The organism is Candidatus Obscuribacterales bacterium (genome assembly GCA_019744775.1).
GTDB lineage: Bacteria > Cyanobacteriota > Vampirovibrionia > Obscuribacterales > Obscuribacteraceae > SBAT01.
Genome location: JAIETZ010000012.1, coordinates 20065 through 40803, shown reverse-complemented (window position 1 = coordinate 40803; position 20739 = coordinate 20065). Strand labels below are relative to the sequence as shown.

Annotated in this window: 19 protein-coding genes; 14 read left to right on the top strand and 5 right to left on the bottom strand. The window is 46.8% G+C overall.

Features of this window, described 5'->3' with window-relative positions:
• The 3 genes from K2Y22_16910 to K2Y22_16900 all read left to right on the top strand — a co-directional run.
• Positions 1 to 689, top strand: a 689-nt coding sequence (locus K2Y22_16910) for a hypothetical protein (protein ID MBX9880142.1), incomplete at its 5' end; no start/stop codon positions are given.
• Positions 690 to 724: 35 nt separating this feature from the next.
• Positions 725 to 1801 (top strand): glycoside hydrolase family 5 protein, encoded by a 1077-nt coding sequence (locus K2Y22_16905; GenBank protein MBX9880141.1) that lies wholly within the window; start codon positions 725 to 727, stop codon positions 1799 to 1801.
• Between the two features lie 21 nt (positions 1802 to 1822).
• Positions 1823 to 3415, top strand: a complete 1593-nt coding sequence (locus tag K2Y22_16900) for a Tad domain-containing protein (protein ID MBX9880140.1) — start codon at positions 1823 to 1825, stop codon at positions 3413 to 3415.
• A gap of 3 nt (positions 3416 to 3418) precedes the next feature.
• Here K2Y22_16900 and K2Y22_16895 read toward each other — a convergent pair whose 3' ends face one another.
• Entirely contained in the window at positions 3419 to 5890 is a 2472-nt protein-coding gene (locus tag K2Y22_16895) for a hypothetical protein (GenBank protein ID MBX9880139.1), read from the bottom strand.
• Between the two features lie 200 nt (positions 5891 to 6090).
• On the opposite strand from K2Y22_16895, the gene K2Y22_16890 reads away from it, so the two are divergent.
• Positions 6091 to 7176 carry a hypothetical protein gene (locus K2Y22_16890; GenBank protein MBX9880138.1) on the top strand — a complete coding sequence of 362 codons (1086 nt, stop codon included), beginning with the start codon at positions 6091 to 6093 and terminating at the stop codon, positions 7174 to 7176.
• Positions 7177 to 7180: 4 nt separating this feature from the next.
• Here K2Y22_16890 and K2Y22_16885 read toward each other — a convergent pair whose 3' ends face one another.
• Positions 7181 to 8437: a DUF445 family protein gene (locus K2Y22_16885; protein MBX9880137.1), complete on the bottom strand. Its 1257-nt coding sequence runs from the start codon at positions 8435 to 8437 to the stop codon at positions 7181 to 7183.
• Positions 8438 to 8537: 100 nt separating this feature from the next.
• Here K2Y22_16885 and K2Y22_16880 point away from each other — a divergent pair, with 100 nt between their 5' ends.
• From K2Y22_16880 to K2Y22_16835, 10 genes are all read left to right on the top strand, one after another.
• Positions 8538 to 9422, top strand: a complete 885-nt coding sequence (locus K2Y22_16880) for a tetratricopeptide repeat protein (GenBank protein ID MBX9880136.1) — start codon at positions 8538 to 8540, stop codon at positions 9420 to 9422.
• 92 nt (positions 9423 to 9514) lie between these two features.
• On the top strand, positions 9515 to 10318 hold the full coding sequence (locus K2Y22_16875; GenBank protein ID MBX9880135.1) for a tetratricopeptide repeat protein: 804 nt from the start codon (positions 9515 to 9517) through the stop codon (positions 10316 to 10318).
• Positions 10319 to 10645: 327 nt separating this feature from the next.
• A complete protein-coding gene (ftsZ, locus tag K2Y22_16870) occupies positions 10646 to 11758 on the top strand; it encodes a cell division protein FtsZ (protein MBX9880134.1) in 1113 nt (370 codons plus the stop codon).
• A gap of 14 nt (positions 11759 to 11772) precedes the next feature.
• Positions 11773 to 12873, top strand: coding sequence for an S-methyl-5-thioribose-1-phosphate isomerase (mtnA, locus tag K2Y22_16865; GenBank protein ID MBX9880133.1), 1101 nt, complete (start codon positions 11773 to 11775; stop codon positions 12871 to 12873).
• 100 nt (positions 12874 to 12973) lie between these two features.
• Entirely contained in the window at positions 12974 to 13714 is a 741-nt protein-coding gene (locus K2Y22_16860) for a hypothetical protein (GenBank protein ID MBX9880132.1), read from the top strand.
• A gap of 32 nt (positions 13715 to 13746) precedes the next feature.
• A complete protein-coding gene (locus tag K2Y22_16855) occupies positions 13747 to 14406 on the top strand; it encodes a hypothetical protein (GenBank protein MBX9880131.1) in 660 nt (219 codons plus the stop codon).
• Between the two features lie 77 nt (positions 14407 to 14483).
• On the top strand, positions 14484 to 15551 hold the full coding sequence (locus tag K2Y22_16850; GenBank protein MBX9880130.1) for a hypothetical protein: 1068 nt from the start codon (positions 14484 to 14486) through the stop codon (positions 15549 to 15551).
• A gap of 353 nt (positions 15552 to 15904) precedes the next feature.
• Positions 15905 to 16330, top strand: coding sequence for an adenosylmethionine decarboxylase (speD, locus tag K2Y22_16845; protein MBX9880129.1), 426 nt, complete (start codon positions 15905 to 15907; stop codon positions 16328 to 16330).
• 15 nt (positions 16331 to 16345) lie between these two features.
• Positions 16346 to 17269 carry an agmatinase gene (gene speB / locus K2Y22_16840; protein MBX9880128.1) on the top strand — a complete coding sequence of 308 codons (924 nt, stop codon included), beginning with the start codon at positions 16346 to 16348 and terminating at the stop codon, positions 17267 to 17269.
• A 42-nt stretch (positions 17270 to 17311) separates the two neighbouring features.
• On the top strand, positions 17312 to 18334 hold the full coding sequence (locus tag K2Y22_16835) for a deoxyhypusine synthase family protein (GenBank protein MBX9880127.1): 1023 nt from the start codon (positions 17312 to 17314) through the stop codon (positions 18332 to 18334).
• An 85-nt stretch (positions 18335 to 18419) separates the two neighbouring features.
• Here the strand turns inward: K2Y22_16835 and K2Y22_16830 are convergent, their stop codons facing one another.
• The 3 genes from K2Y22_16830 to ylqF form a co-directional block, all read right to left on the bottom strand.
• Entirely contained in the window at positions 18420 to 18920 is a 501-nt protein-coding gene (locus K2Y22_16830) for a hypothetical protein (protein MBX9880126.1), read from the bottom strand.
• 205 nt (positions 18921 to 19125) lie between these two features.
• Positions 19126 to 19890, bottom strand: a complete 765-nt coding sequence (locus K2Y22_16825) for a ribonuclease HII (protein ID MBX9880125.1) — start codon at positions 19888 to 19890, stop codon at positions 19126 to 19128.
• On the bottom strand, positions 19883 to 20713 hold the full coding sequence (gene ylqF / locus K2Y22_16820) for a ribosome biogenesis GTPase YlqF (protein ID MBX9880124.1): 831 nt from the start codon (positions 20711 to 20713) through the stop codon (positions 19883 to 19885). Before ylqF ends, K2Y22_16825 begins: the two co-directional genes overlap by 8 nt.
• Between the last annotated feature and the right edge of the window lie 26 nt (positions 20714 to 20739).

Here is a 20739-nt window from a genome sequence, read left to right as displayed (position 1 = left end):
CACCACCCCCTTCTTCTGATGGTCCCGCCCAAGATGGACATGCCCAAGAGGGACATGCCCAAGAGGGTCATGCCCAAGAGGGACATGCCCAAGAGGGACATGCCCAAGAGGGACATGCCCAAGAAGGACATGCCCAAGAAGGACATGCTCAAGAAGGACATGCCCAAGAGGGACATGCCCAAGAGGGACATGCCCAAGAGGGACATGCTCAAGAAGGACATGCCCAGGAAGGACATGCCCAGGAAGGACATGCTCAAGACTCTTCCTCTGGTGCTGTGCCGGCATCGACTCCTTCTAGCTCTACGTCAGTTCCAAGTCCGGCTCCTGCAACATCGCCATCTGGCAACTCTGGATCATCGGGTAATTCCGGATCCGGAACTGCCAATGGAGGAGGCGGAGGTGGAGGTGGAAGATCTGGTTCCAAGCCAGGTTTAGGAGGAGGTTCAGGATCTGGATCGAGTTCTGCGGCTCCTGCTCCACGCTCAATTCCCTCACCTGCACCAAGTCCGAAACCTGCTGCGGTTCCACGACCGATAGTTGTTCCAAAACCAGTACCTCAACCGGTACCGCCGAAGCCGGCCAAAACTTATACCGAACCAACTAAAACTTCACCTCTTATTACATCTACTGCATCTGGCAAGACATCACCCCAAACATCTTCACGGACGACGGCGCCCGGTCGTAAGTAATTCCAAACTTAGTCTTATCGATGGAGGACCTGCCCATGGTTAGTCAATCGATTGCTTGGCTTCGCCAGGCGGAAATACGCCCAACCCATAACCGATTTATTGTCATAACTCTGATATCCCTTATTTTTTCTCTAGTTATTCTATTTATTTTGGTCAATCAAGCTCATGCCGCACCTATGAAATACCAAGGTGTGAATATATCAGGATCCGAATGGGCAAGTCATCGAATTCCTGGACGATTCGATTACGACTATATTTTTCCAATTCCTTCGGAGATCGATTACTTTGCAAATAAAGGAATGAATATTATTCGTGTTCCATTTTTATGGGAACGAATGCAACCTACTGCTTATGGACCTCTTGATGCTACATATGCTGGTCGATATGATGCTGTTGTCGTTAAGGCGACATCACGAAATTTAGCTGTCATTGTCGACATCCATAATTTTGGAAAATATAACGGTCTGCTTGTTGGCACTTCAGGTGGACATCCTAATGCCGTATTTGCTGATATTTGGACGAAGTTGGCAACACGTTACAAGAGCTACCCCAATGTAATTTTCGGAATTATGACGGAACCAGTAGGTAAAAAACTTACAGCAACTACCTGGTTGGCTTCAGCTCAGGCCGCCATAAATGCAATTCGTGCTACAGGCGCGACCAACATGATACTAGTCCCCGGAGCCTATTGGGGAAGTGCCAATGAATTTGTAGAACTAAATGCGTCTCAAATGATCAAGATAACTGATCCGATGAACAATGTTTGTTACGACGTTCACCAATATCTTGACTATAACGGTTCCGGTACTCACAGAGATGCTTTGCCGCCGGCAGATGCCGTAGCCACACTGAGTGGATTCACAAGTTGGTTACGTGCTAATAACAAACGAGCAATGCTTACTGAGTTTGGTGTAGTTGCGGAGTCGGGACCTTTGGCTTCGCTGGCTGCAATGATTCAGTATATGCACGCAAATAGTGCCCAGTGGGTTGGCTATACCTATTGGTCGGCCGGTCCGTGGTGGTCAGATTACATGTTTGGTGTTGAACCAAGAAAAGGTAAGGACAGACCTCAATTAACGACACTAGTGAATAACCTGACGCCATCCCCGTAAGCGTCACGAAAAGAGAGCAAGATGAATAGGACACCACAGCGTAATCAATTAGGAGGCATAGTCATAGCTGTCTTCGTTACCTGCTGCCTATTCCTTGCTCTCTTCATTTTTGTTGGACAGTTTGGCGTCTATCTCGCAGAAAAAAAACGTGCTCAAGATGTTGTTGATGCTGCCGGATTGGCTGCTGCCAATGAGTTTTCCAGGATAATTATTAATGATGCCAACTTTGGTTATGTATCGCTGAGTAATTATCCGCCTATAGGCAAGGCAACGTTTGCCCCTGATGGTGAACCGTTGCCTGTCTTAGGTATCAACACTTTAATTGGTACTATTCGACTTGGCGCAGTTGTTGCTCGCGAGCTAAATAATCCGACGATGAAATATTTAGCGGACAATGACAGGTCGGCATTACAGTTGACGATTGAACAGTTGAATGATGCTTTGGAAGAGTCGCTCACAAGTTCGCATGGTCCAAGTCAGCATGACATTAATGGGGAAGTAGTTGATCCCTGTGATGCTGTTACGAAGTATTTGAATGCTCATTTGCCGGCTGATATGGAAGTTGTTTCCGTAAAGCTATCTAATGGTTGGTTAGCCAACGGAGGCACCACAACCATTCCTGTGCCTAAGCCGGAAAAAATAGCACAGGTGTCTTTTGGCGATTCGCTTGATGGCAAATATAAGGCGTTCGTTGATGTTGCCGTTGATGAGAATTCTTTTTCTTTTGCCGGTGTGGGTCCTCATTCGACGTTAGTGAATGCATCTGAATTTAAAGAGCCAGATACCGAGCACATAAGTTCAATCGTAAAACTCGATTGTGTAATTGGGTTGAAGAAAAAACCGCTTTTAGCCTACGGAGCTGATATGTGCTCCAAATTTAATTGTGTTGTGTGCTGTCAGCCTTATACACAAGCTGATACATCGACCAACGGTGCTATGACGGTTCGTTTTTCAGGAGGGCCTGTACGGGGACTTGAAGCTTGGAGCGATTTTTTGAATAGTTCTAATTTTCAAGACCATCAAGTAACCGCCTACGAAATAGTTGGCGGTGATTATCCTATCGATTGGAATTCGCGTATGAAACCAGTCCAATCGCAAGAGCCGGAAGGCACGTCACAACAATTCGCAGCCAATCTCTATTATTGGTTGAGAAACGGACATGTGCGAGCGCAGCTCGATTCCATTTTGTCTATGATCAATGAACCATTTAAAAATGGACCAGCTCAAGTATATGTCTATCAATTTGCCGATGGTGGAGCAATTTCTAGAAACATAATTTTAGGCAAGCCTTTTCCAACAGGAATTATCTCTGACAATCAAGTGTCTTCCGTTGCTGACACAAGTGTCGAAGGTGGAGTATCACCTGTAATTATCTTTAGGAACAACGTGCGAAATCTTGGTACGCAATATGGCGGCAAACATTGTGGACAGCCATTGGCAGGTTATCCTCTAAATTGGCAAGCATTGCATGAGGTAGGCAACGAGCAAGCATTAGGAACTCGCTTTGGACTCAGAAGTTCCTATGCCAGTGGACTTGCATTGGATATAGAAATTGGCGGCACGAAAAAGGAAGATCCTTACGCTATTCGTCGCCCACCACCACGAGAGATTTAGATATTAGGCCAACAAATAAATGTCTGCATGTACTTGTAGTTCGTGATCCGACGGGAGCCAAATGATTTGTCCGGGATCTAGTTTTATGGCAACTTTCTTACCATCCTGTATTCTGGAAGCAATATTCGCCTGGTTGATGGTAAGAATCAAATTGGCAAAACGTGCATCGCCTAGCTCAGCTTCAGCGATGGAGTCAATTGTGTCGCCTTCCTGGACAATGTATTTTTTGCGCCTATGCGATAACTTGTCGTCGTCAGCAGTTTCATCCTTGCTGTCGTCGCCGATTGCACTTGCAACACCTTGTCCGATGGCGCCTGTTCCGGTGATCAGAACATCGTCGGGACTAAGAATATTTGAGCCGGTTAGCGGTGTAAGTGCTTTACCGCCAGGTTTAACATCGGCTTGATCTGCTTTGTCGATGAAGTCGAGCAGGTCATTGAATGCCTTGCTTCCTGGTTGAATCTTGCCGGTGTCAGCTGTGTTGCCTGGACCTTTACCAGTCTGGATATCTTTTTTGTCATCTGCATCTTGTTTTTTGCCAGGCTTGTCACCAGCATCTGGGCTCGTTCCGTCAGCTTTGGTTGCCGATGTGGATCCATCGGCTCTAACTTGAGTGTCTGGATGCTTGCCTGGTTGATTGCCGGACATAATCACACGTTCACCACTGGTAGGTTGTCCGAGTGGGTTAAGAGGAGAATTCGTTCCGGGAATTTCCTGACCTGGTTTAATCGATGCACCGGGATGATGTGTGGAATCGAGACTTCTTGGATCTGATAGACGACCTTCAGATATTTTGGCGTCTGCGAATTTGACATCGCCTGTTTTTGCATCAACTGTTTTTATGTCGGGAGTCTTCACATCAGGAGTCTTGCTGTCCGATTTTGAATCAATTGACTTCGACTCTGTTGATTTCGTGGCAGATGCTCCAGTAGCAGTTCCTGAGACATTCGTTTTTGCATCTGGGGATTTGGCGTCGATAACCGAGTCTTTGGTGGGGGCATCTTTGCCCGGTTGACTTAAAACTTTGCCCGAGACAAACGATTCTGATAGCGGATGTGCTTTTTCAGGCGCGCTATCACGAGCTAGAGATGACTGAGAACTCGGTGCTTTTTGCTGAGGAATTATGGGTTTTGCCGACTCTTCCACCGGAGCAGCGCCGCCAAATTTCGGATAATTTAAGGCAGCGATTTGCATATCCTTGTCTTTGGATTCTTTGGCCAATTCACGATTTGTTTCTTTAAACGGCAGAGAGTAGTCTGCGCTTGCAGCATTAGCTGTTAAATGAGTTCGTTCTACATTCTGGTTTGGGGCTAATATATTTTGCTTGAAGGCTGGAGATGTAGATTCTTGTGCAACCAGGGATGGCTTAGCCTCTGGCTGTCGAGCTTCAGTTGCTGCTTGGAGCAGTGGCGCTGATGGATTTAGCGCGATTTGTTCTTTGCTTGCAATCGGCTTCTCTGCTGTTGGCAAAACTGATTGAGCCGCATCTCGCGCAGGTGTTCGATCCGGTTGTGGTTGTCCGAGACTGGCAATAAGTGCCTTGTCCGCTGGCGCCGAATTAGTTGCCTGCATTTTCGCTGGTGCTTCAGTGTTTTGAAGTGCTGGTTGTGCAAATGGTGTTGGTGGAGTCTGAACAATCACGGGTGCATCTGATACTGGTTTGTTCGACTTGAAAGGACCCAGATTGTTATCTAATGACCTTGTCGCCACCATCGGTTCCTGTGTACTACCAGCAAATAGGCTCGATGGTGTCGCTGCGTTCTGCACGGCAATATCTTTTTGTGGCGGTGCGCTGGCGACAATAGGTTTCTGTATTTCCGTGTGCGTTTGTGGCGCTTTCTCAAAGGAGCTAACTTCTCGATTGAAGGCAACAGCAGAAGATGTACCTGCCGATTGATTCTCAGAGGGCGAGGATAGAGCTAGGTGTGTATTCAAATTGCTTGATGAACGTCCTGAAGGTTCAGGCGCCGCGTCCAGAACCATCGTTTGAAAACTCGGTTTATTCTCACTCACCCAGTTTGTAGGAGCCTGACTGACAGAAACCTCCGGTTGTTGTTCGGTGGTTTTGATCAAGTTGTCTTGCAGAGCGAGAGGTATTGTGGGCTTTATAGGCGGCAGGGTCGCGATTAGCTGCGCGTCTGCATTGGCCGTCAAAGTTGACAGTTCTGGGACGGTCGCCTGAGTGCTTGTTGTATTGTCAATTGCTGCTTTGGGAGCTAGCGAAGCGATAAGGGGTGTGTAGTCTTGGACTTGACCCGACAGTGAGTCAGTCGTTTGTACTGGTTGTCCGGTACCCTTCTTGGGAAACTTACGAACGTCAGGCTGTCCTTCTTGACGCAGTCGAATGACCTCGTCTTGTAGGGCAGTGACGGTACCTTCGGTTGTTAATGGTGCTAATTTATCGGACGCTTCGATGGGCTGTGACAGGTTGAGCTTTTCTGGCAAGTCACTTTCGTTGGCGATTCGTTCGTTCACGTAGGTTTTTTTTTACATGGTTATCTAGGAGCCTTATACCCAGAAAGGCTCATGTAGCTTGGCTTTGTGACATTTTTATCAGCTTGAGCGATTATTTGCAGGTACGTGGAAATCACCCTGTGCGGCGGGTTTCCCCAATAGATTGTTAGATGGCTAATTCGTAATATCAAACCAGGAAATCACACAAGGGGTGAAGGCAAATGGATAGATTAGTAACAGAAGCAACTGGCTCGTTAGATACAAAATTGGCTGAACTGAGCCGTGTGTTGACTGACGCGACACTTGAGCAATCGTCTAAAGTTCAAAATGACGACCATATGCGACAGGACTTGGAAGGTATTCGCAAAGCACTTCGCGGCGACTATCAGCAAGCCGCAAGAATTCTTGCTGCTGAAAGTCAGATAAATTCCAGCTCTGATGTCCGGCAATGTAATAACGGTGTTGTGGCTTTGGCCAACACAATGTACGCCGTTAGTTTGATCAAATTGGATGATCAGGTGATGCTTGCACAAGCTGAAAGTCTTTTGAAATCGGAACGCATGCGTGACATAGCCGGCAAAAACAACCAAATACACGTGCAGGATTTAAATAAGCGTGCTTTACGTGTTGCCTTGCTCAAACAAGGGAAACATGATGAGGTTAAATACATTGACGCTGTAGAGGAAGTAGCAAAAGTTGCTACGATTCACGGACTCTCTTCAAAGTGGTTAAAGGAAGTCATTGAAGACAAATCTGGTCAAATAGCTCAAGCCGGTCATGATATGGCGAAAAAGCAAGAAGAGATGTTGAAAACATCCGACGCTAATCGACGTCAGCATTTAATGCAAGAACAAACCAATCTTTGCTATTCCAGCAATGCCGACAAAATAATACTGGAACAGACTCGCGGAATTTTGGCTGCATTGAATAGAGAAAATGCTGTAGCTGAGCAGCACTTTAAAGCTGCTTTCAATGTCATTGACCAAGATGATACGTTGAGAATTCCAGGACGTCGTGACAATTCAGTTGTGCATCATGTTGATCCGGAATACACACAAATAGCAAGTACGCTGTATGCATTCAGTCTTCTGGAGCAAAAGAAATTTGCCGAAGCTGAACAGCGCTTTGCGAAAGAAATTCAACGTGACCAAAACGGATCAAATAGCAGCGATTCCACAGTGAAGCGCTTGAATCAATTGGGTCTTGAGTTTGTGCAAATGAAATTACGCGGTCAAAGAACTGCTAAATTGCCGTTCCAGACGAAAGTGATAGAAATGGCTCCGGCTCCGCGCGCAGCAATACGCTAGGGTCTTAGGGAAAAGCTACGTTTACGGCAACTTGGACAAGTCCTAGCCAGCCGCCAATGAAGCCGCCGAGAATAGCCAGCCACTTAAGCTCTTGTTTGCAAATGCGCTTTATTAGTTGCTCTAATTGTTGAGGCGTAAATAAGTCAATTTTTCTGGCAATTAGCGTATACATTCCCAAAGCCGGAATGGCCTTTTCCAAAAGTTCACCAAGTTCGCGATCTAAGTAAGCATAAGCAATTGCTGCAGTATTTTTCTTGGCACGTTCAAGCCATTCCGTTGGAATTGATTCCGGATTGAAGCCGATGATTGCCGAGCGAACGGTGCCCATAGCCTCTTCTTCAATTTGTTTGACCGCATTTAAAATGTCATCGCGATGATCAAGCAAAAAGCTTTCAACGATTCTTACGGTACTTGCCTTTAATTCCGATATCTGTTGCAATGGCAAAGAGCGCAAATCAAAGTTTGCTATTTGAATAGCTAGTTGATCTCTTATGCCGAAGCGTCTTGTTAACTCACTAATGACTCGATGAGCTTCATCCGGTTCCTTCTCTAGGAAATTCCGCCATTCATAGCAGACTCTTTTAACGCCAATGATTTTTGCTAGTATGCGATAAGGACCCGATGTATGAGCTTGAATGGATTCATCAATTGCGCTTATGTTTTGTGGGCTCAACAAGGCAATTGTAATTTTGCGCAAGCGCTCTGGTGTGGCAATAGTCTCAAGAAGCTTATTGCTAATTTCATTGGCTTGATCCAAGGATATGCGCGTTGAAAGAATTACCTGATCGAAAATCTTTTCTGTAATGACGGCAACTCGACGCTCTTTGCCTTCTTCCAGTCCTTTGATAATTGAAACAACCAAGTGTTGCAATAAAGCAGGTGAAAGTTCTGCTAAATCAGTTGCCAGTCTATGCAGTTTAGTTGTATCGCGAAACTCTTTCAAGATTGCATTGAAGAAAATGTCAACGGCTTTGTATATATTGGCTTCTGTAACCAGAGTCTCCGCTTGCTCTTTAATGTCTTCGGTCGTTAAGAGCGTGTCCGTAATGGTGCCGGCTACCGATGTGGCAAGGATGTTGCGACGTTTAGGAAAAATGCCTGGCGTACATGGAACAGGTATTTTGGTGCCTGGGAAATACCACTGTTCATACGGACGGAATAACGCCCATATGGCCATCTCTGTAGCGACCCAGCCGTGGAATGCGTAAAAGGCCGGCGGAAATACGAATTTGAAAAATATAGAGGCTGCTGCAATTTCCACTTTGCCGTCCCCCTTAAGTTGTCGGCAGCATAATCTTAACTTGTAAATTCAATTTTTTGTGTGCGTGTAACGCCAGTGTCTGTATAATGTCGCTGTGAGTATGAAACGAATTAACCTCTTACTAGTCTTAAGCAGTGTAGCCGCCTTTTTAAGTGCGCAGCTCTTATTGCCCAATCAACAAGCGTTTGCTTTGTTTAGTGGTGACAAACATCTACAAACAGGGAAGGCATATCTTGATGAGCAAGCATATTCGTTAGCGTTGCAAGAACTAACAATTGCCGTAAAAGAGGACCCGGGTAATGTTATTGCTCACTGCATGAAAGCCTCTGCCCTGGCTGGTCTTGGTCAAGATGACGCGGCAATGCAAGAATTTATTGAAGCTTTGAAGTTGGATAACAAGAACGTTGAAGTCCATCGTGAACTCGGACTCTTTTATGTGAGAAGAGGCAGTTGGGAAGAAGCTGCACAACAGTTTCGTGCAGTTCTCGATGCTAATTCCGAGGATTTGATGGCGCATGGTAATTTAGGTCTTTGCTATATGCAGGTGCAGCAATACAGAAGTGCACTAGAGCATTTTCAATTGGTAGCCAAAAGAGATCCAATAAATATAGAAGCGCATCTCAATCTGGGCACAGTCTATGAGCTTAATGAGCAGTACGACGAAGCAGCTTTGGAATACAGGCGTACGATTGAACTTAATCCTAGACACTTCATGGCATATGTCGGCTTAGGCAAGTGCTTGTTGCGTCAAGGTGATGCTAAATCTGTAATTGCTTTGCAGAAGCGTGCAATTGAGATGTTTCCAAAGAATTACTGGTCGTACTTAGTTTTAGGTGCTGCCTATGAACAATTGGGTGACACTGAAAAATCTGAAGCCGCCTACCGTAGCGCCATCAAGATAAATCCGAAAGATCCCGGCTGCCGCATGATTTTGGATCGCATGCTCAAAAAGAACGTGGCTGCCAAGACAGGCGTGGACTTTTAGTTATTCATATCTAAAATGGAACTATTCCGCATACAATGGATGTCCAAAGCGCTATTAATGGATACCTAATCTATATATATAGGAGATATGTTTTGATTCAATTGCTATTGATTGCCGCGCTGGTGATTTTCTCTTGCCAACCATCGTTAGCCAGCCAGGAGTCCGAAGACATCCAACGCATGGTTACTCGCTATAAATTAGCCGTCGAGGCTAATCCGCAAAGCCTGCAAAACAGGCTGGAGTTGGGCGATGCGTACATAATGTCCGGCAATGCCAATGGAGCAATTGAGCAATTCCGTCAGGCTATAAAGCTTAGCGGCACGAGCGGAGAAGCTTATTGCGGACTGGCACGTGCGCAATTGAGAGGAAGAGACATTGACGGCGCTATGGAGACATTGCGCAAAGGCATGAAAGCCTGCCCGACAAGTTCAGAAGTACCAAGAAGATTGGGACAGTTGCTGGCACGAAAGCAGGATTTTGCCCAAGCTGCAAAAGTCTTTCAGCAGGCAATTAAGGTAAATCCCAATGACGGAGCAGCCCATCGTGATTTAGGCGCAGCTTTAGGTCTCAATGGCGATTTGGACGGGCAAATTCGCGAAGAGCGCAAAGCATTAGAGATAAGCGCCAATGATGCAGACGCCTGTTATTACCTGGGAAGCGCCTTAGTGACTAAAGGGCAAACGGACGAAGCTAAGCGTATCCTGGAGAAGTGCGTCAAGATTGATACGAGAAATGCCGAGGCATTGAGCCTTTTAGGTGCTATTGAGGCAGCCGGCGGCAATTTCCAGGCGGCAATTTCCCGGGAGCAAATGGCTATGAAGCTTGCCCCTAATAACCCGGAAGGCAAAACCAGGCTGGAAAAATATAAGGCCGGTTTAAGCAAAAAGGCTCACTAAAAAATCCGACACTGCTTCTTTTAAGTTTCCTTACGAAAATCTCAGAGGATTTTTGGCGGGACCCAGGAAATTCCGAAAAGCGGCAGTCAAGGGCATGGCAACTGGTTTTGCCACCTTATCCGACACCCGACAACCTGTGAAAAGCTTAAGCCTATGGGGGCTTTACTGGCTTGCAAATAGGAGCTTGAGGCAATACGATTATCGAGTTCACAGGACATGGACTGGCGTACTAACGTCTTATTTACTGTGTCTTATGTGTATTAGTTCTAAGTAGTGTATTCTCGAACGAGAGATTTTTTCGCCGATACTTCAATGAGGTTCATTCCCGTGGCTGACCGTAACGATAAATCGAGAACAGATAGTAAAGCTAACATCAAAGTAGTTGGTGTTGGTGGTGCTGGTTCCAACGCCGTCAATCGTATGATTGCCGCCGGCGTAAATGGAATTGAGTTCTGGACCTGCAACACAGATGCACAGGCTCTAGAGCTGGCAGCCGCTAAGAACAGACTGCAGATTGGTGGTAAGCTGACTCGTGGTCTTGGTGCTGGTGGCAATCCAACAGTTGGACAAAAGGCTGCTGAAGAAAGCCGTGAAGAAATCGCTGCCGCTCTTGAAGGTGCCGATATGGTTTTCATCGCCGCTGGTATGGGTGGTGGAACAGGAACCGGTGCTGCTCCAGTAGTCGCTGAAATTGCTCGCGAACTGGGCGCTCTGACAGTAGGTGTGGTGACAAGACCTTTCTTGTTTGAAGGTAAGCGCCGCATGAATCAAGCCGAAGGCGGCATTCAAGAAATTAAGAATCGTGTTGACACATTGATTGTCATCCCAAACCAGCGCTTGCTGGAAGTTGTTGATCACAGAGCTTCAATGCAAGAAGCATTCATGGAAGCTGATCGTGTGTTGATGCAAGGTGTACAAGGTATCTCTGACATCATCACAGTACCTGGTTTGGTTAACGTTGACTTTGCCGACGTTAAGGCAATCATGTCACAAGCTGGTTCTGCTCTTATGGGTGTCGGTCGCGCAACAGGCGAAGGCAGAGCTGTGGAAGCTGCTCGCAATGCCATCAACAGCCCATTGCTCGAAACAACCATCGATGGTGCAGCTGGTGTTATCTTCTCCGTCACCGGCGGACCGGATCTCACATTGCATGAAGTTCAAGAAGCAGCCAATGTCATTTACGAAGCAGTATCTGATGATGCCAACATCATCTTCGGTTCTGTTATCGATGACAAATTGCATGGCGAAGTGCTCATCACTGTCATTGCCACAGGCTTTGATATGGCTATGCAACCGCAAGCAAGAGCAGCTGCTCGCACTCAAGCCAGCACTTTGAGCGCTCCGGCTCCTCAAAGACAACCTGCCGGCGGCGAGTTCAAGAAAATAGCCTCCGACATTCTGGACATTCCGGAATTCTTGAGAGCAAGACAAGGTAAGTAATAAGGACGGACTCAATGTCCTTTGATGCGACTTACAAAAAGGGATCAGGCGAAAGCCTGGTCCCTTCTGTTATGCCTATTCGCGTTGTCGATGGGCGGATAGTGCTGCTTGACCAGCGCAAAATTCCTGAGGCGGTTGAAGATTTCGATGCTACAGCGCTTCAGGACATGTGTTTTGCCATCAAGGATATGGTTGTGCGCGGAGCGCCTTCAATTGGCGTTGCCGGGGCTCTAGGGCTTGCCTGGGAGGCTAAGCGCCTGGCTGAAGCAAGCGTGGGACATGAACGATTTTTGGCAAGTGTTGCCGAAGCAAGAAATACTCTTGAAAAAACAAGGCCGACAGCTGTTAATTTGCGATGGGGACTAGAACGCATTCATCGATTTGCCGAAGAGAAAGACGCAAGTGTCGGGACTATTGCCGATAAGATGTGTGCAGATGCTGAAGGCATGATCGTTGAGCATTTCAATATCAATAAGCGCTTAAGTGATTTCGGTGCACAGCTTGTCGGCAAAAAAGCAGGAGTGCTGACTCATTGCAACGCGGGATCACTAGCTACTTGCGGTTGGGGCACCGCTTTGGGTGTTATTCTTTCTGCGCGTTTAAATGGCTCTGACTTGACTGTTTATACTGCCGAAACAAGACCCAGGCAACAGGGCTTGCGTCTTACTGCGTGGGAATTATTGCAAGATGGTTTCGAGCCAATAATAGTCACTGATTCAATGGTCGGACACTTGATGTCTGAGGGAAAAATTGATCTGGTTGTAGTAGGAGCAGACCGAATTGCCACCAATGGTGATACCGCAAATAAAATTGGTACTTATAATCTTGCGGTACTGGCAAATTATCACAAAATCCCTTTCTATGTTGCAGCGCCTTTGTCAACAATTGATCCACTTATTGCAAGTGGAGTTGAGATACCAATTGAAGAACGTGAAGCTGACGAAGTTATTCAGCTTCATGGGCAATTGATGGCACCACGAGGTGCCAAGGTTTACAACCCGGCATTTGATGTGACTCCGGCTAATCTAATTTCTGCAATCATTACCGAGGCCGGAGTACTAAGGAGTTTCTATCAGCAGTCAATTAAAGAAGCGCTGCGCGAGTTGGTTGGCTGAATAGATAAAGTCAGTAACGGAAGTTAACTTTTAATTGTTTCCCCGACTGACTTATGGCATATTCGGAGTAATCTAGGCGATGGTCGGTATTGGGAAACGTATGAAGTTCAAGGCACTCTTCAGTCTTGCATTTATATCTGCAATAATTGGCTTTCAGCTGCAATCTGTCGCTCAGGATGCTCCGCAGGTGCAGTGCGGCATTGCCGATATAAATGTGGACAGTCAGTCCACGGTCGATGGCGGGCAAATAGTCGGCAAGTTGCTTGATAAGGTTCAAGGCTTGACCGATTATCAATATGATTGTTCGCAGGTGAGTTGGCGTACAGGTAAGCCCAAAGAGGCGGCTGCAAGGTTTTACTTTAAAAAGCCGGGTATGGTGCGCATTGAAGTTGTTTCTCAGGATTTTCGCAATGGCTCAATAATTGTCAGACAAGCCGATGGCACCATTAAAGCTGCAGGCGGCGGACTGTTGCATGCCATGCAAATGACGCTCGATGAAAATTCACGTATGCTGCGTCTACCTAGCGGTACTAGTGCTGTTAAGTCTGATTTTGCATCATTGATTTCAGACTTGCAGTCAAAACTGGCAAGTGGAGCTGTCTGCAAGGTGACTAAGGCACCTGTTGCAGCAACTACCTTGCACGGAGATGATTCAGTTGTAGTAATTGATGTCTTTGAAGGTCCGGATAAGAATGTGCGTACAGAGAGACTTTTAGTCAATCCGCACTCGTTCATACCTGTTGAGTGGGCGTATTTTAACAACGGCAAAATTTTGAGTACTGTTGCTTTTAAGAATTTAGTGACTAATAAAGGTGTGAGTGACAGCACTTTCAAGCTGTGACCAAGGAGAACGATATGTTTGGTGTCGGAAAAATGAAAGCTAAAAAAGGGTCAGCGTTTGCAATTGCTGCATTAATCGCCATCATTGCTTCCAGCAATACTTCTGCCTACGCGGACAAGGTGACCGATGCTAAGGAGACAGGAGAATATGTCGTGACGATGGGCGACATAAGAGATGTGGGACTTTGTCTCAAGCAGATACAGCAACAGGCCGTATTCATTTTCTTGGAAGCCACCCGTAAAGAATTACCGATCAACTCACCTGGTCGGATTATCGAACCAAAGACGCTGACAACTGAAGGGCTGAATTTTAAGGAAGACTACTTGCCGGCAAGACGTGAATGGCTGGTATTTTTCATTGGTTCGATGGAACCTCTCATTCGTCTCATGGGTAACGATGTGAAAGATGTTGAGAATGGTTTGTATGCCGTTTCCGTACCGAATATAAGCAAAGCTCAGTTTGATAGACGTTGGAAAGAATGGTCCGACACGGTTACAAATTTAAATATGGCACTAGATAAGATCAACGACTCGTTGGCTAATGAGACAGGCAACAACCAACTTGTTGCTAGTCAGGCAGTAGCTATTTATAACGATGCTCAAAAGTTGGAGCATTTGAGAATGCTGGTGCATCACTTAATGCAAGCGCATCATCACAAGTCAGCATCGGGCACTGCCAAGCCCTCAACCTAAATAGAATTTGAATTTAAGGGAACTTTTGGGCGACGGTAGCGTCATAGCTACTGTTGCCCTTGGCGTGGGTTTGGGAAATGGCTATTAATAAGGCACTCAATTTAATTGTTACTTTGGCATGTGTGGCTATCGCTGTGCCTTCTTGGTCGGCTGATGGGACAATGGCGTCCACCTATCAATCACCGACTAGAATTCAACGGCAGCCATATCAAGGTGGCGTAAGCCGAACAGGACTTAGAGCGCCTGTCTATGACAACGAGTATGTTCCACAGACGCAACGCGGACGCATGGACTCGGGTATTCGAGATCAGGGCTCGTTGGATAGTGGCGTCAGCGACCACGGATCTCTTAATTCAGGTGTCTATGACACGGCTCCGCTTGGTGGAGGTGTCTTCAATCGTGGACCAAGCAACTTTGGTGCCACTGTCGATATCGGTGGCACGCCGATGACTACGACAAGTCAGTTGCAGCTTTTATCAACGCGCAATGTGGCAATACTGGTTGATAGATCAACTTCCATGCATGAGAAAGATTGTCCGGGACATATCAGTCGTTGGCGCTGGATTCAAGACCAGGCAGAATTATTCTCCGAACAAACAGCCGGTGTTTTGAATGAGCGATTCACTTTGGGACTCTTTTCTCACAGCTATGATATATACCCTAATGTGAGTCTTGGACAGATGCGTCAGCTCTTCGAGCGAACGCACTTGAAGATAGGCACTCACCCGGAAGGTGCGTTGCGCGAAATTTTCGATGCTTACTTCAGAGGAGCAATGGGATCGAAACCCCTGGCAATTGCTATTGTCAGCGATGGTGAACCCAATGATCCGGAAAAGGTAGCCGACGTAATTAAACAGGCAACTTGGCAGATGAGGAGCCCAGATCAAATTGCCATCACATTTTTGCAGGTCGGTCACGACGGCGGAGACAATCTGCGTGAGTTTGATCAGCAATTACGCAGGCAGGGCGCAAAGTACGATATCGTCGACTGCAAGAGTTTCTACGAGCTGCAGAGACTTGGCTTACTTGGAGCACTTGTTGCTTCCATCAAGGAACACATGCCGGCCGTTGCTAAAACAGCTCCACCAAAAGCCAAATCCAAACCAAAGATTCCGGCGGTTAGACCAGCAATGCGGCATAGGTAAGTGCAATTACAATTGAATATATATTCAATTTACTGCGGGAACATTGCCTGAGCATGCTCGTCCAAGTGGTTGTTTCGAATGTAACGATTTTGGGTAAAGGGTTGATCGTGTTCGAAAAGTCTGTACAATAACGCGCTTGTATTCATTGAGCGCAAAGGAGGATCTTCACCAACACAAAAACGCCCAACTTTCAGGAAGGCAATTGTCCAAAACTGATTAAAAAGGTAAGCGTTTCGTGTACCCCGCAAGATTGAGTGTTCATCAGTGTTTCAGCACTGTGAGCGTTTGAATCTTGATCCTTGGTAATTACAACTTTCGACTGGCTTGGCGACAAGCGAGAGGGGGAAAGAAACATGTTTGGACCACACTTGATATTGGAAGCTTACGGATGCCCAACAGAACTTTTGGCAGACGTCAGCCGCATAAGTCAAATACTTGACGATTACCCTGAGCAATTACAGATGACGAAGATAATGCCTCCGTATGTCTTTAAGTATCAGGGAACAGTTCCGGAAGATTGGGGTGTAAGTGGCGTGGTGATGATCGCCGAGTCGCACATCTCTATTCATACCTTTGCCGAGAAGGGCTTTGTAGTTCTCGATATCTTTTCCTGCAAGGAATTTGATGTCGAAGCTGCCATTGAGAAGTTTGCCGGCGTATTCAAGCCGCAAAGCTATGAAAAGCGTCTCTTGCAGCGTGGCTATCACTTCCCGAAGGACATGAACAAAGTCACAAAGATTATCGATAAAGACCGCGTTCGCTTCGCCCACGCGCAGTAACTTCTCGGAGGGGAAATGAACTATTTTGGTTTAGAGGCCGAATACGCCTCGCAAGATAACGCCGCCGTGGCTATCGTGCCCGTGCCGTATGAGCTGACAACAAGCTACGGCAAAGGTACGGAGCTGGGACCGCAAGCAATTCTTACTGCCAGCCAGCAAGTGGAGTTGTTTGACGATGAACTCTGGAATGAACCGTACAAGGTGGGCATTGAGACTTTGGCGCCTATTAAGCCGGCTGCTGTCAATGCCTCGACGGAAAAACCATTTGAGGAGCTGCGCACCGTAGTTGCACAAGTTCTTCAGAAGGGTCAGTTTCCAATAGTTCTCGGCGGCGAGCATGCCCTCAGTCTAGGGCCTGTGAAAGCCTGCATCGAGCGTTATCCAAATCTCTCTATATTGCAGATTGACGCTCATGCAGACTGTCGCAAGTCCTATGAGGGCAATCCCTACAGCCACGCCTCTGTCACCTACCAGATGCATAAGATTCTGCCGTCTGGAGCAATCACGCAGGTGGGCATTCGCAATGTAAGCGCAGAAGAAGTCCAATGGTTTAAGGAAGAAAAGCCGCAAATCGAAATCTTCTTCGCGCACAAGCAAAGTGAATGGGATTTTGCCAAAATAGTGGACACGCTGACAGATGATGTCTATCTGACGATCGATGTGGATGGGCTTGATTCTGGAATCATGCCATCAACCGGTACACCGGAGCCAGGTGGCATGAGTTGGCAGCAACTCACAGAACTCATTCGAGTTTTGTGTGCAAAGAAAAACGTGGTGGCGGCCGACATTGTAGAACTTTCGCCAATTGAAGGGCTTCATGCTCCTGATTTTCTGGTGGCGAAATTGCTTTACAAACTCGTCGGATACAGATTTGCCGACAAATTGAAATTGATGGAATCGGATTTTGTAGGGGCGCATTGCATGCGCCCGAATAAGTAACAAAAGACACTGGTGTAGCCAGAGATAAGGAGGTGCAGGAAAATGACAACAACAGCAAAGGTGGCTGAGAAAACGGCTATGCCGAAAGTAAATAGCAACTGGTCGGCAGTAAAAGGATTTATCAAAGACCATTTCCGGCACTTCAATGCTGCCGCAGTTATTGAAGCAGCCGATGGCTATGTCGCTCACTTAGACAATGGCGGCAAGATGTTTATGACTTTAGCTGGAGCCATGAGTACAGCTGAATTGGGCTTGTCTCTCGCTGAGATGATTCGCCAGGGTAAGGTGCACGGTATTTGTTGTACGGGAGCCAATTTGGAAGAAGACATCTTCAACTTGGTTGCTCACGACTATTATGCGCGCGTGCCCAATTATCGTGATCTCTCGCCTGAGGAAGAAACAGCTTTGCGCGACAAGGGAATGAATCGTGTCACTGATACCTGCATTCCGGAAGACAAAGCCATAAGAGCAATTGAAAAACAAGTTCTTTCGCTCTGGCAAAAAGCCGATAAAGAAGGAAAGAGTTATTTTCCATACGAGTACATGTATCAGTTGATTGAAGGTGGACTTATTGAGCACGCCTTTCAAATCAATCCGGAGCATTCATGGTTAATTGCTGCCTGCGAGCGTAAGCTGCCAATTTACACTCCAGGTTGGGAAGACTCCACATTAGGAAATATCTTCATAGCGCACGTTATGAAGGGTGATATCTCTTCGTATTCAGTAGTGAAATCCGGACTTGAGCAAATGGCGCATCTTGTTGATTGGTACAAGGAAAATAGCGTTGATTCGTCAATTGGCTTCTTCCAGATTGGCGGCGGTATTGCCGGAGATTTTCCAATCTGTGCCGTTCCACTTATTCGACAAGACCTGGGAATCGACTGTAAATTCTGGGGCTACTTCTGCCAGATTTCCGACAGTACAACTTCCTATGGCTCGTATAGCGGCGCTGTGCCAAATGAAAAGATCACTTGGCACAAGCTCGAGGCAGATACCCCACGTTTTGTAATTGAATCGGACGCAACAATAGTTGCGCCTCTTATCTTTGCCTACGTTCTGGGCTAGTGCCACGACTAGGCAATTTTCATGACGAAACGATAAAAAGAGGGCGATGGTGATATCGCCCTCTTTATCCTATGGAATAACTGGATTACTTGCTGGTCTTTGCAGAAGCTTTTGCAGTATTTGTTTTCTTGGTTGTCTTAGCAGACTTGCCGGTTGATTTAGTTGCTTTTGCTTTGCTGCTTTTTGCTGTCGTAGTTTTGATTCTCGGCAGATTTACATGTTGCAATTTCTTCTCCAGCTGATCAAGGCGGTCGTTAATTTGTTGACTAACGTTTTGAACGTTGAGAACACTTGCCAGAGCCTTCATAGAATCAGCCACCACTTCCATCGGCTCGATGCCTGCACCTTTGCCGCCTGTTTCTTTTTCCAGACGCTCAATCACCCACATGCGGGCGAGTACGCCTGCGCCGGTGCGTTTTTGTGCGGCGACACGATTAAGCAGTTCCAGCTTGTCGGCATCGAGGCGAAATTGAACGCTGCCATCTTTGCCTTGAATGGAAATATCTTCCGATGCATTTTTCTTGTCCACTGAGATTTCCTCTTCTTGTCCGAGAAATTTTACGATGGTTCCTGATATTGCTGACATATTGTACTCCTCATTGGTGGATGTAGATATTTTGGAGACTTATTTGATTTTGTAGGGCGCATTGCATGCGCCCGTTTGCCTTGTGTCACCATGTAAGACAGTGTAATACTCTGGCATACAAGTGTCAAGAAAAGGGATGCCTTTTATCGCTTGGCGTCCCCGGAAAGAGGGCGCCAGATTGGCTTAGCGGAATGTATCTAAATGATCACTCAAGTCCCATGCTGAAGCTTTTGCGGTGCCACGGGGTCAGTCCGAATTCCTTAATGGCTTGCCGATGTTTGGGCGCGCCATATCCTTTATTGCTTTCCCATCCGTAGTGCGGAAATTCTTTGGCAAGTTCGTCCATGAGATTGTCTCTGTGAACTTTGGCAAGAATTGAAGCCGCGGCAATTGATGCTGATTGGCTGTCGCCTTTTACGACAGTCACCTGACTGTCTTTTAGTTGGGGAACGTATTTGTTGCCGTCAATGAGAAGAAGCGCAGGAGTAGGAATTGAAAGAGCCAGGCGCGCTCTTTTCATAGCCAGCAAGCTGGCTTGCAGTATGTTTATAGTGTCTATCTCTTCAACGGTTGCTTCAGCAATTGCGTAGACAGCGATGGATTTGATTATCTCTGCAAGTCGAACACGCTCGTTGTGCGGTACTGCTTTTGAATCATTGAGAGTCGACAATTCTTTTGCCAGGTCACTTTCCGGATCAATTGGCGGCAGACTGACGGCAGCCGCCACAACGGGTCCTGCCAGCGGACCCCGACCTACCTCGTCTAATCCGATTACTTGCAAGGTGGCTGTGCCACCAGCCGATAGCAACGGCATTGGGTTTTCCTGTCTTCTTGCCCACAGAGGAGTTTGTTTCATCGGCCAAATAAATTTGCTTGGATGCGGTGCTCCATAGAAAAATTTGTATACCTGTGCATCAAATTCCAGCAATTTGCCAATATTCTCAAGACTTGCTGCTTTGATTTTACCCATGGTGCTTGTCTCCGGCTGGAGGTATATCGAGTATTATTCTGCCGAGGCGTCCTGCACGTAGGTCATTGAGCAAAATGCCTGCTGCTCGATAAGTGTCTGGTCTCGAGCCTGATGTAAGACATGATCTTATAGTGGCAAGTGCTGTTAAATTGCCTGCACCATTAGCGAATGCTTCGCCATAGGCCTTTTCCAGAATGTTTGGATAATTGGAATGAAGAGTTTGAATGCTTTCTTCGGCAGTTTCTTCAATGTCATAGTGACTGTCCGGCACAAGATTGAGCATTGCCAATTTGCTTGCCACATCTTTGCTCAAGGCAGTGATAGGCAAAATTCCAGGTGTGTCCAGTAGCTCTAGTTGCGGATGTACGCGCACCCACTGCGGACCTTTGGTTATTCCAGGCTTGTTGCCCGTATGAGCTTTTTTCTTGCCGATTATCCAATTGATGAGACTTGATTTGCCGACGTTGGGCATGCCGACGACGCAGGCGCGAATTGGTCTCGGCAAGAGTCCCTTTTTGATGCGAGCGTCTTGCTTATCCTTGGTGAGTTTGACTGCCTGGTCGATGAGTTTATTGCGACCGCCCATTGTTTTTAGATCGACTGGGACAACGAGACTAAAAGTTTTGCCGAGCTCATTTGCCCAGTTCTTCAATCGGACAGGATCAGCCAAGTCTTCTTTTGCCATTACGAGAATGCGTGGTTTGTTGCCGAAGATTTTGGTTGTTTGTGGGTGCGCGCTGGAAATAGGAACGCGAGCGTCCCGCACCTCAAAAATAAGATCAACCCATTTGAGTTGATCTTGTAATTTTTTGAACGAAGGCATGCGCCGCCGCCTCTATAGAGTCAAAT